11 protein-coding genes are annotated in these 11763 nt (G+C 65.0%); all 11 read right to left on the bottom strand.

Annotated elements, in window-relative coordinates:
• Position 1 precedes the first annotated feature (1 nt).
• The 11 genes from kduI to D6T63_RS17295 all read right to left on the bottom strand — a co-directional run bounded on the left by kduI (position 2) and on the right by D6T63_RS17295 (position 11762).
• Positions 2-829 carry a 5-dehydro-4-deoxy-D-glucuronate isomerase gene (gene kduI, locus D6T63_RS17345; protein WP_120150416.1) on the bottom strand — a complete coding sequence of 276 codons (828 nt, stop codon included), beginning with the start codon at positions 827-829 and terminating at the stop codon, positions 2-4.
• Positions 830-881: 52 nt separating this feature from the next.
• A complete protein-coding gene (locus D6T63_RS17340) occupies positions 882-2189 on the bottom strand; it encodes a TRAP transporter large permease (protein ID WP_120150414.1) in 1308 nt (435 codons plus the stop codon).
• On the bottom strand, positions 2186-2692 hold the full coding sequence (locus tag D6T63_RS17335) for a TRAP transporter small permease (protein WP_120150412.1): 507 nt from the start codon (positions 2690-2692) through the stop codon (positions 2186-2188). The genes D6T63_RS17340 and D6T63_RS17335 overlap by 4 nt, the downstream gene beginning before the upstream one ends.
• Positions 2693-2721: 29 nt before the next feature.
• Positions 2722-3738 (bottom strand): TRAP transporter substrate-binding protein, encoded by a 1017-nt coding sequence (locus D6T63_RS17330; protein ID WP_120150410.1) that lies wholly within the window; start codon positions 3736-3738, stop codon positions 2722-2724.
• 307 nt (positions 3739-4045) lie between these two features.
• Entirely contained in the window at positions 4046-4897 is an 852-nt protein-coding gene (locus D6T63_RS17325) for a fumarylacetoacetate hydrolase family protein (RefSeq protein WP_120150408.1), read from the bottom strand.
• A gap of 38 nt (positions 4898-4935) precedes the next feature.
• Positions 4936-5688, bottom strand: a complete 753-nt coding sequence (locus D6T63_RS17320) for an SDR family NAD(P)-dependent oxidoreductase (RefSeq protein ID WP_120150406.1) — start codon at positions 5686-5688, stop codon at positions 4936-4938.
• Between the two features lie 41 nt (positions 5689-5729).
• The gene (locus tag D6T63_RS17315) at positions 5730-6443 is read right to left on the bottom strand and encodes a GntR family transcriptional regulator (RefSeq protein WP_120150404.1); all 714 of its coding nucleotides are present in this window, start codon (positions 6441-6443) and stop codon (positions 5730-5732) included.
• A complete protein-coding gene (locus D6T63_RS17310; RefSeq protein ID WP_120150402.1) occupies positions 6440-7642 on the bottom strand; it encodes a fumarylacetoacetate hydrolase family protein in 1203 nt (400 codons plus the stop codon). The genes D6T63_RS17315 and D6T63_RS17310 overlap by 4 nt, the downstream gene beginning before the upstream one ends.
• Positions 7639-9126 (bottom strand): aldehyde dehydrogenase (NADP(+)), encoded by a 1488-nt coding sequence (locus D6T63_RS17305; protein ID WP_120150400.1) that lies wholly within the window; start codon positions 9124-9126, stop codon positions 7639-7641. Before D6T63_RS17305 ends, D6T63_RS17310 begins: the two co-directional genes overlap by 4 nt.
• A gap of 19 nt (positions 9127-9145) precedes the next feature.
• Complete coding sequence (locus tag D6T63_RS17300) at positions 9146-10450, bottom strand: enolase C-terminal domain-like protein (RefSeq protein ID WP_120150398.1); 1305 nt, start codon at positions 10448-10450, stop codon at positions 9146-9148.
• A gap of 31 nt (positions 10451-10481) precedes the next feature.
• A complete protein-coding gene (locus D6T63_RS17295; RefSeq protein WP_120150397.1) occupies positions 10482-11762 on the bottom strand; it encodes a TRAP transporter large permease in 1281 nt (426 codons plus the stop codon).
• Position 11763: the final 1 nt, after the last annotated feature.

Raw genomic sequence — 11763 nt, 5'->3', positions numbered from 1 at the left:
GTCAACGCAGTTCGGTGATGGCGACGTGATCCATGTCGTCGAAGGATTGATTTTCTCCGGCCATCGCCCAGACGAAGGAATAACTGGCCGAGCCCACGCCTGAGTGGATGGACCAGCTGGGTGAGATGACGGCCTGTTGGTTGCCGACGATCAGATGACGCGTTTCGGTCGGTTCACCCATGAGGTGTACGACACGTGCTTCTTCCGGGAGGTCGAAGTAGAGGTATGCCTCCATGCGCCGGTCGTGGGTGTGGGCAGGCATCGTGTTCCACATGCTGCCGGAATGCAGGGTGGTCACTCCCATGACGATCTGGCAGCTGCGTACGCCGTTCTCATGGATGTACTGGTTCAGCGTGCGTCGGTTCGACGTCGACTGGTCTCCGAGCTCTCGTACCGTGCCGGCGCCGGCTTCGACCAACGTCGTCGGGAAGGTGGTGTGGGCGGGCGCGGAGAAGATGTAGTAGCGGGCCGGATCGGTTCCATCGGAGGCGAATTCCAGGTCCTGCGCACCTCGCCCCACGTAGAGGCAGGAACCGTGGGCCAGGGCGTACGACTCACCGTCGACGGTCACGGAACCGGGACCGCCGACGTTGATGATTCCTCCCTCGCGCCGCTCGAAGAAGTGGTCGGCACGCAGTTCGGGGAAGGTCGGAAGTGACAGCGGGCCGTTGACCGGCGCTGCCCCGGCCAGCACGACCCGGTCCCCGTGGGAGTAGACAGCCCGTACCTGATCGTCGGCGAACAGGTCCTCGACAAGGAATCTGCGCCGCAGATCGTCAGAGGTGAGGGCTGGGATCTGGTCGGGACTCGTTGAGTACAGCACATGCATAGGAGATCCTCGTTGGTAGCTGAGCGGGATGCGGGGGAGAGGGGCCGTGCTGTCACAGGAATCCGAGGAGCCTCGGCAACCACAGGGACAGTTCGGGGACGAAGGTGATGATGAGGAGCAGGATGACCAGGACTCCCATGAACGGCAGGAGCTTGGCGACCACCGGTGCGATGTCCACGTTGGCCACCTGGGCCCCGACGAAGAGCACGGGGGCCGAGGGCGGGGAGATCACCGCGATCGACAGGTTGAACACCATCATGATCCCGAAGTGCACGGGATCCACGCCGTAACTGACCGCGATGGGCAGGAAGATCGGCGTGAAGATCAGGATCGCCGGAGTTGCGTCCAGGGGGATGCCGATGATGAGCAGCACGATCATCATGATGAGCAGCACCACGACCTTGCTGTCGGTCCAGCCGAAGAGACTGTCGGCGAGCAGCGCGGGGATCCGCGTGAAGCTCATCACGAAGGACATGATCGTGGAGACACCGATCAGGAAGATGACCACCGAACTGGTGCGGGCGGCATTCATGAGGATGCCGGGCAGGTCCTTGACCTTGATGCTCCGGTAGATGAAGGAGAGAAGCAGTGCATAGACGACCGCGACCGCTGACCCCTCGGTCGGTGTGAAGAAGCCGGAGACGATGCCGCCGATGACGACGACGATCAGGCTCAGTGCGGGCAGGGCCTGCAGGAAGATGATGAGTGCTTCCCGCGGCCGCGTCCACCTCTCGGCCTTCAGTTCGGGGTGGCGCCGAGCGTAGAAGTACACGACGGTCATGCAGGTCAGACCCCACAGGATGCCGGGGACGTATCCGGCCAGGAACAAAGCGCCGACCGAGGTGCCTCCGCTGGCGAGGGCGTAGATGATCAGGGTGTTGCTGGGTGGGATCAGCAGACCGCTGGGTGCAGCTGCTACATTCGCCGCTGCACTGAACGCCGGGTCGTAGCCCTGCTTCGCCTGGATGGGAGCGGTGGTGGAACCGACGGCCGCAGCGGTGGCGACAGCCGACCCGCTGACCGCACCGAACAACATGCTCGCGAGGACACCGGTCTGCACCAAGGGGGCAGGGGTGCGGCCGACGAGCACTTTCGCGAGGTTGATGAGCCGGATGGCTATCCCCCCGTTGTTCATGATGACGCCGGCCAGGATGAAGAAGGGTATAGCCAGCAGCGCGAACGAGTTCACGCCGTTGAACATCCTCTGGGCCGAAGCGAGGGCACCGTCCTCGAACCCGAGGACGTACACCATCGATATTGCCGACGGCAGGGCCACGCTGATGCTGATGGGAGCGCCGATGGCGAGCAGGATCACCATTCCGCCGATGAGCATCGTGGCGACTGTCAAAGCGTCTGTCATAGCTCGACCTGCATCTCTTCAGGAGCGGTTGCGTCCTCTTTCGCCAGCACGATGCGGACGAAGTGGTAGCAGAGGTAGAAGGTGAGCAGCACGCCCGCGACCGGGACTGCCAGATACAGGACGCCCTGGGTCACCGGCAGAACCGGGTTGGCCTGGTTCCATGAGAGCTTCGCGTTCAGGTAGCCGCCGTAGACCATGAAGACTGTCGCGAAACTGATGGCCGAGAGGTAGGCGACCGCAGTCACCCAGCGCTGGGCCGCGACGGGAAGCTTCTTCACGAGAAGATCGATTGCGACGTCGGCGCGTTCCCCCGTGGCGACGGAGATACCGATGAGGCTGAGCCAGATGAAGGTGTACCGCGAGGCTTCCTCCGACCAGACGCTCGGGTCATTGAGCACCAGCCTGGTGAAGATCTGCCAGCACACGAGGAGCACGAGAATCGCGAACAGCACGATGCAGAGTGCCCGCAGGACGGAATCAACCGCCTGTTTCAGCTTGGTCATGTCAGTTATCTCCGGTGATGGTCAGGCGCTCAGCGCGCCGCCTCGATCTTGTCGAAGATGGCCGTGGTGACGTCGTTGCTGATTTTCTCCTCGAGCAAGGGGGCGACCGCTTCGCGGAAGGCATCGACATCTGCTTCGTGGAACGTCGCCCCCGAGTCCTCCGCCTTTTTCTTGGCTTCGGTGACCTTCGCGTCGAAGGACGCCAGTTCGCTGTCGACCGACTCGGTGAAGAGCGATTCGAGGTCCGCGCGCTGGTCCTCGCTGAAGGCCTCGAGCACGGCGGGGTTGGCCACGAGGTAGTCGGGGATCATGAGGTGCTTCGTGTAGGAGTAGAACGCAGCGATCTCGGAGTGACCCAGGTCGGCGAAGATGAGCTCGTTGTTCTCCGCACCATTGAGTACGCCCGACTGGATCGCTGTGTAGACATCGCCCTGCGGCATGGGAGTCCCGACGCCGCCCATGAGTCCGACCATGGAGACGTTCGTGTCGGACGAGATGACGCGGATCTTCTGCCCTGCCAGATCAGCGGGCGTCTCGACGGGACCATCCGTCGTGTACACGTTGCGGACGCCGCCGTGGTACGCGCCGATCACGGAGATCTGCTCCGACTCGGTCAGCGAGTCGTACAGGTCCCCGGTGATCTCGGGATCATTGAGGACGGACATCTGGTGCTCGGGTGAATCGTAGATGTAGGGAAGGTTCAGGACCGAGAAGTCAGGGTTGAACGCCTCCAGGAGCGGTCCGGCGACGATGGCCATGTCGACCGCACCAGACTGCACCAGTTCCAGCGTTTCGGCCTGCGAGCCCAGCTGCTCGTCAGGGAAGAGCTCGAGCTCATAGGCTCCATCGGTGGCCTCCTTGAGCTTTTCGCTGAGTTCCGTGATAGCCACAGCCTGGGGGTGGGTGGCGTTCTGATTGAATGCCACCTTCAGAACCGTTGCGGACTGCTGGCCGGCGTCATTGCCGCCCCCGGAACCGCAGGCGCTCAGTCCGAGCACTGCTACGGAGGAAAAGGCCAGGACAGTGAATACTTTGGTGCGCTGCATGTGAATCCTCTTCGTCGAGCCCACGCGTGTGGGCGCCTCATCGCGCCTCGACCAAGACGTCCGCAGCAGGATCAGAATCCTCCGCAGAACCGACCTCTGGCCGAAAATGGAACTCTGTTCCATTTCCGGCAACGGTAATCGCTTTCCGACATTGGGTCAAGGGTTCGGGCGCCGAAAAGGTGACGCCCCGTTCCAGAGCAGCGCCAGCAGGTGCTCTCGCTGTCCCTTCAGGCCGGGAGGGGCTGCCTGCTTCAGGAAGCGGGGCAGCCCGTGTGTTCGAGCTGGTTCGCCGTAGATGTTCCTTGCGTCAGTGCGCCACCATCTGTTGGTGCTGCTCGCCCAGTCCTTCGATGCCGAGAGTCACGGTGTCCCCGGGCGCCAGATACGGGAACCGCCCCGAGAGAGCTACGCCTTCCGGTGTTCCGGTGTTGACGACATCCCCGGGATCAAGTGCCATGTACTGGGACAGGTCACGGATGATCTCGGCCACGCTGAAGACCATGTCGGCGGTCGTGGAGTTCTGCCGTTCCTCGCCGTTCACGCTCGAGTACAGCCGGAGCGACTGGGGGTCCGGTATATCGGCGGCGGGGACCAGCGCGGGGCCGAGCGGATTGAAGGTGGGGGCGCATTTGCCCTTCGACCACTGGCCGCCGGAGTGCCGAATCTGGAAGTCGCGTTCGGACACGTCATTGCTGATGGTGAAACCGGCAATGCATTCCAGCGCTTCCTCGTGGCTCTGCACGTAGGAGGCGCGCTTGCCGATCACCACTGCCAGCTCCACCTCCCAGTCGACCTTCTCGGCCCCGGGTGGGATGACGACGTCGTCGTTCGGGCCGACGACGGTGTTCGGGTGCTTGAAGAAGATGATCGGTGCGGCCGGCGGTTGGTCGCCGGTCTCGGCAGCGTGCGCTGCATAATTCATGCCCACGCAGACGACGGCGCCGATTCCCGTGAGCGGAGGCCCCACCCGCAGGGACCCGGCGCCCTCGAGTTCCGGCAGGGAACCATCCCGGAGGGCGGCTCGCACGCGCTCGATGAGGCCCGCTCCGAGTGAGGCCCCGGTGATGTCCGGTGCCAGTCCGCGCAGGTCGTAGTAGGTGCTTCCTACCCGGACGGCCGGTACTTCCCGTCCGGCATCGCCCAGTCTCATCAGGTCCATCGTCGTTCTCCTAGCTCATTGGGGAGTGGGGGCGGGGCTCAGGTGGCGGGCCGCAGGAGGAGGCTGTGCATGCCGCCGTCCACTGCGAGTGAGACACCGGTGGTCGACCCGTTCGCGGGGTCGGCCAGGAACAGTACGGAGGCGGCGACCTCGTCGGGACGCACCAGTCTGCCGTGCGGTTGCCGGGCCTCCAGCGCCCGACGCTCACCGTCGGGGTCGTCGGCAGTGCCGAGTAAGCGACCTACCCAGGGTGTGTCGGCAGTACCGGGGTTGACGCAGTTGACCCGGATCCCCTCGCGCAGGTGGTCCGCGGCCATGGCGCGGGTCAGGGCGTCGACGGCTCCCTTGCTCGCCGTGTACAGGGCGCGCTGCGGAAGGCCATGGGTGGCCGCGATGGATCCGGTATTGACGATCGCTGCGCGGTCCGATTGCCGGAGGTACGGCAAGGTGGCTGTGGATACGCGGGCGAGGCCCACGACGTTCACGCTCAGCACGCGCAGCCATTCCTCGTCGTCGTGGTCCTCCACCGTGCCGATGGCACCGATGCCGGCGTTGTTGATGACGATGTCGATTCCGCCCAGCGATAGCGCGGCCGCGTGCACGGCCGCCTCCACGGACGCGCGGTCGCCCACGTCGCACTGGTGGCCCGATACCGTTTCCGGCAGGCCGTCGATACGGAGGTCGAGGACGGCGACGCGTGCTCCGCGGTCGAGGAGCGCCGTGGTGACGGCTGCGCCGATCCCGGACGCCCCGCCGGTGACGATGGCGCGGACGCCGGAGAAAGTATCCATGATGCACCCCTGGAGGTAGAAGAGAAGCCGGAACGGACGGGTCAGTAGAGCCTGGCCGTCGGTGGAACCCGCAGGCCCCGGCCGATGTCCTGGGAGAATGCCTCTGCGAAGCGGTGGTAGGCCCCGATGAGGTGGGCATGCATGGCAGCCTCCGCCGCGTCCGGGTCACAGGCCCCGATCGCATCCACGATGTTCCGATGCTCTTCCACCGTCTGTTTCCCCCGGTAGTCCGCCGGATGAAGGCGGAAGAGATGCAGGTGGCAGTGCGTGGCGCGGTACGCGTGGAGCGCGAACTGATTGCTGCTGGCGCTCAGGATGCTGTCGTGGAACTGGGTGTCGTGTGCCACGAGGAGGTGCCGTACACTCGGTGCGGTCTCCGTGCCGCACTCGAAGGTCGAGAGGGACTGCTGCAGCGCTCGGGCCGGATTGCTCAGCCGGTTCACCGCCGCTACACGCGCGCCCCACGGCTCCACCATCAGCCGGAACTCGAACAGTTCCCGGAGCTCGGCCATGTCCAGCAGTGGCGTTGTCCGGTACCCCTTGCCGGGGGTCTTGATGATGAGGTTGTCACCCTCGAGCTGACTCAGTGCTTCCCGGACCGGGGTCTGGGAGACCCCGAATTCCCGGGCGAGGGCATCGATGTTCACCTTCTCGTCGGGCGGCAGCTGAAGGTCGAGGATCTTGGCCCGCAATGCCGCGTAGACGTCGACGGAGGGCCGCGCCCGGGGTTCGAGATCGAGGGAGCTGTCAGTCATGGCGTTCCAGCAGTAGCTGCCCGGCGGCGGATTTGTCCATCATTCACTACATACTCCAGCAGATCGCCGATGCCGTAGGTCCACGGTGCGAGTTCCTCTGTCGGTTGCACCCTGTTCGTGAGAGTACCGAGGCGGCTGCTACTGATCTGCACGATGTCCCCCGTCTCGTGGGTGAAGCCCATGCCCGGAGCGTTCCTGTCCTCGTTGGGGGCGAAGAGAGTCCCGGTGAACAGGGCGAAACCGTCCGGATACTGATGGTGCCGGCCGAAGGCAGCACCTACGAGTTCCTCGAAGGGGCGGCTCAACCGCTGCACGCTGTTCGTTCCGGTGAGGGTGTACCCGTTGGCTCCACTCACGATCAAACGGATGGTTTCCTGCCGGGCGTCGTCGAGCGTATACGCGTCATCGAAGAGGCGGATGAAGGGGCCGAGCGCGGCGGACCCGTTGTTGTCCTTCGCCATACCGAGCAGAAGTGCGCTGCGCCCCTCGATGTCGCGCAGGTTGACGTCATTGCCCAGGGTGCAGCCGCGGATCCGGCCCTGGTTGTCGACCATGAGCACCAGTTCAGGTTCGGGGTTGTTCCAGGAGGAGAAGGAGGGGATGCCGATGTCCTCGCCGCTTCCCACAGTCGAGAGGACAGGGGACTTGGTGAATACTTCCGGGTCCGGGCCGATACCGACCTCGAGGTACTGCGACCAGAAGCCTTCGCGGACCAGCACTTCCTTGACCCGGGCGGCTTCCTCCGAGCCCGGGCGTACTCCGGTGAGGCTCCCCCCGATCGCTTCCAGCACCTGCGTCCGCATCTGTTCGGCGAGCGTCATGTCACCGGCGCACCGCTCTTCGATGACGCGCTCGATCATGCTGTCCACGAAGGTGACTCCGCAGGCTTTCACAGCCTGCAGGTCCACCGGTGAGAGGAAGTGTGGTGCATGGTCGCGGTTTCCAGCTGGTGGATTCAGGACGTCCCGGAGGTTCCAGCTGCGGTGGGCCTCCTGCCGCCCACGCTCCAGGACATCAGGAAGATCGTCACGATTGAGCAGTGCGGAAACCGTGTGGGCGGATTCGAAGAGGTCGAGCAGGGCGCCGTCGTGGAACAGGACGGGGCGGGGACCCTGGGTTTCCGGGTCCCACAGACGGCCGATGAGCAGGGCCTCCGAGGCGTCCTCCGGCAGGACATCTTGCGGTTCGACCGGTGTCATCGGTTTCCTCCTGCTGGTTCCATTCTTCCGTCGACCCGGCGGGCGATGCCCCAGGGGTTTGCTTCCTGAAGGGCTGGCGGAAGGGCTGCGTCGGGTACGTCCTGGTAGGCGACCGGGCGCATGAAACGCCCGATCGCGGCCGTGCCGACGGATGTGGTGCCCGGCGCCGTCGTTGCCGGGTACGGCCCGCCGTGCTGCTGGGCGTAGGAGACGGTGACCCCGGTGGGCCAGCCGTTCCACAGCACGCGGCCGGCGATACCCGTCAGCGTCGAGAGCAGCTCGCCGGACGAATCTCCCTCGTCCGCGTGGATCGTTGCCGTCAGCTGGCCCTCCATCTGCGCAGCGAGCTCGGGCAGGTCCGTGACGTCGTCGTACCGCACGACCACGGTCGCGGGACCGAACATCTCCCGTTGCAGCACTTCGGGGTTGGACGCGACGGACTCGGCGTCGATCAGCAGGACGGTGGGGGAGGGTACCTCGTCATCGGTGCCGGGCACGAGAGCGTGGACGCCGTCGAACGATGCGACCTCGTCACGTGCCTTGCCGAAGGACTCCCTCAGGCCGGGAGTGAGGAGTTTGGCCAGCGGGGCCTTTTCGAGCGCCGTCCCCAGGGTGCCGCGCAGCTGCTCCTCGGAGGCGGAAGCCGGGACGAAGAGCACGCCGGGCTTGGTGCAGAACTGTCCCATGCCCATGGTGAAAGATCCCGCGTAGCCGGCAAGGATCTCTTCGGCACGGGCGTCCCAGGCGGTGGGTAGCACGAAGACCGGGTTGATGCTGCCCAGTTCCCCGTAGAACGGGATCGGCACGGGGCGAGCGTTGGCGCGGTCGAACAGCGCGCGGCCTCCGACCGTGGAGCCCGTGAACCCGATGGCCTTGACGAGGGGATGGTCGACCAGTGCCTCCGCGGCGGAGCGACCGTCCACCAGGGCGAACAGTCCGGTCGGGGCACCTGCGTCGGCGAGGGCTGCGACCACGATCTCCCCCGTGCGGAGCGCCAACTTCTGGTGCCCGGGGTGGACCTTGTGCAGGACGGCGCACCCCGCGGCGAGAGCCGAGGCGCTGTCTCCTCCCATGACGCTGAACGCGAAGGGGAAGTTGGACGCCCCGAAGACCCCGACAACCCCGAGCGGAACGTTGACCCTGCGAATATCCGGGCGGGGGCTCATGCCCCAGTCCGGATCCGCGTGGTCGACGGTGGCGTCGAGGGCGACGCCGGATCGAACCTCGTCGGCGAACAGGTCCAGCTGGAATGCGGACCGTTTCAGCTCTCCCTGGAGCCGGGCTTCGGCGAGATTCGTATCGGTTCCGGCAAGTGCGACCAGCTCGTCGACGTTGGCGCGGAGGGCATCGGCGATGGCATTCAGCCGTGCGGCTCGTGTCGAGGGGGATTCGTCGGCGATGGCGAGGAAAGCAGTGTGAGCCTTCCTCGCGGCGTGGTCCACCTCCTCGGACGTGGTGGCGATGGTCAGGGTGGTCGTGTTCATGGCAGATCCTTTCGAGAGCTCAGCGGGCGTTCAGTTCCTGCCAGACCGCGCCGTCGGGGTAGGACCAGCGTGAGGTGGACTCGGGCAGCATCTCGGCACCGATGCCGGGAAGCTCGGGCGCTCGGTAGCGGCCGTTGGAGACGACTGCCGGTTCGGTGAAGTGCTCGTGGAGGTGGTCGACGTATTCGATGACGCGGTCCTCCATGGTGCCGGTGATGGCCGCGTAGTCGAAGAAGGAGAAGTGCTGCACCAGTTCGCACAGCCCGACGCCGCCCGCATGCGGGCACACGGGCGTTTCGAAGCGGGCCGCGAGCAGCAGGTTGGCGATGTTCTCGTTGACGCCGGCGACGCGGGTCGAGTCGATCTGCATGATGTCGATAGCTCCAGCCTGGAGCATCTGCTTGAAGATGATGCGGTTCTGGACAGCTTCACCGGTGACCACCTTGATGGGGTGGACGGCCTTGCGGATGGCTGCATGGGCGAGGATGTCGTCGGTGCTCGTCGGTTCCTCGATCCAGTAGGGCTGGAAGTCCTGGAGCTGGTTGACCCAGTCGATGGCCTCCTGCTCCTCCCAGCGCTGGTTGGCGTCGATGGCGATCCGGACGTCCGGCCCCACTGCCTCGCGTGCCAGGGACAGACGGCGGCGATCGTCCTCGATGCTGCCGGCGACCTTGAGCTTGATCATGCCGAAGCCGTCCGCCACCGCTTCCTTCGACAGGCGCACCAGTTTCTCGTCGCTGTAGCCGAGCCAGCCGGGTGTGGTGGTGTAGGCCGGGTAGCCGTCCGCCTTGAGTTCCGCTATGCGCACCTCCTTGCCCACCTGTCCCTTCTCGAGGATGTCAGTGGCATCCTCTGGGGTGAGGGCATTGCGGATGTGGGTGAAGTCCACGGCGCTGACGATCTCCTCCGAGGACATCTCGCTCAGCAGCAGCCACAGTGGCTTCTTCTCCCGCTTTGCCCGGATGTCCCACATTGCGTTGATGAGGCCGCCGGCGGCCATGTGCGAGACGCCTTTCTCGGGGCCGAGCCAGCGCATCTGGGAGTCGTGGACGAGGCGCCGTGAGGACTCCCCGAGGTTGTTGACGAGTTCGTCGGTATCCCGGCCGACGAGGAGCTCACCATAGCTGTCCATCGCTGCGGTGACGATCTCGTTGCCGCGGCCGCAGGTGAAGACCAGGCCGTAGCCGCTCTCACCGTCGTCCGTGGTGATCTCGACATAGGCCGCGGAGTAGTCCGGGTCGACGTTGACGGCGTCCGAACCGTCCAGTTCGAGCGAGGTGGGGAAGCGGACATCGGTGGTGCGGACGGACTCGATTTTCGACATGAGGAATTCCTTGGGGGTTGGTCGGTGAGTGTCAGAGGAAGCCGAGCAGGACCGGCAGGCCGAGCGTGATGACGGGGAAGAAGGTGATGAACAGCAGGGTCAGAACCATCGGGGCGAAGAAGGGCAGGATTCCCTTGATGACGACGGGCACCGGTGCCTTCGTCACGCTCGACAGGACGAACAGCACCAACCCCACGGGCGGGGTGATCAGTCCGATCAGGAGATTGAAGATGACCATGATGCCGAAGTGGACCGGATCGATCCCGAACGTCTCGGCGACGGGCAGGAGGACCGGGACGAGGATCAGGATCGCAGCCGTCGGCTCCAGCACGCAGCCCACCAGGAGCAGCAGCACGTTGACGAGGATCAGGAACATGATCGGCTGGTTCGTGATGTCTAGGATGAGGTTTGCGGCGACCTGTGGTGCCTGCTCCCTGGCGAGGACCCAACCGAACAGCGCCGCTGCGGCGACGATCAGGAGGACCGAGCCGGAGGTCTCGACGGTCGTCAGCAGCGTGCGGTACATCTTCCGCCAGGAGAGTGCTTTGTAGATGACGGCGAGGACTGCGATGTAGACGACCCCGATACCGCTTGCTTCCGTGGGGGTGAAGATGCCGCTGAGGATCCCACCCAGGATCACCACGGCGGAGCCGAGGGCCGGCACTGCGCCGAGGGCCGTCTTACCGCGGGTGGCCCAGGTTGCCTTGGGCAGGCGGAGTTCGTTCTTCTTCCGCATCAGGATCCAGACGGTGGCGCACAGCGCGGCGACCAGGATGAGGGCAGGGACGATGCCTGCCATGAACAGGGCCCCTACGGACACGCCTGCCGTGACGGCATAGATCACTGCTGGAATGCTCGGCGGGATCATGGGGGCGATCAGGCTCGAAGCGCCAGTCACTCCGAGCGCGAACTCCTGCTTGTAGCCGCGCTTGACCATGGCGGGCACCTGCACCCGACCCATTGCGGCAGCGTCGGCGATGGCGGCACCGCTCATCCACGAGAAACCGAAACTGGTAGCCACATTGACATAGCCCAGGCTGCCTCGCAGATGGCCGATTGCGGCGACCGCGGCGTCATAGAGCTTGTCGGTGACGCCCGAGACGTTGGCGAGGTTTCCCAACAGGATGAACATCGGGACGGCCAGGATCGAAAAGCTGTCGACACCCGAGACGGTCTGCTGGACGGCGGTTCCGAGTTGTACGGATGGGTCCGTGATGACGTACCCGAGGGAGGGGATCAGGAGCGCGAAGGAGACAGGAACGCGGAGGGCGAGGAGCAGCAACAGGCTGATCACCATGATGAGTAGAGTCATG

This window comes from Arthrobacter cheniae (assembly GCF_003602275.1).
GTDB lineage: Bacteria > Actinomycetota > Actinomycetes > Actinomycetales > Micrococcaceae > Arthrobacter_D > Arthrobacter_D cheniae.
This window is presented reverse-complemented; position numbering and strand designations above follow the sequence as displayed.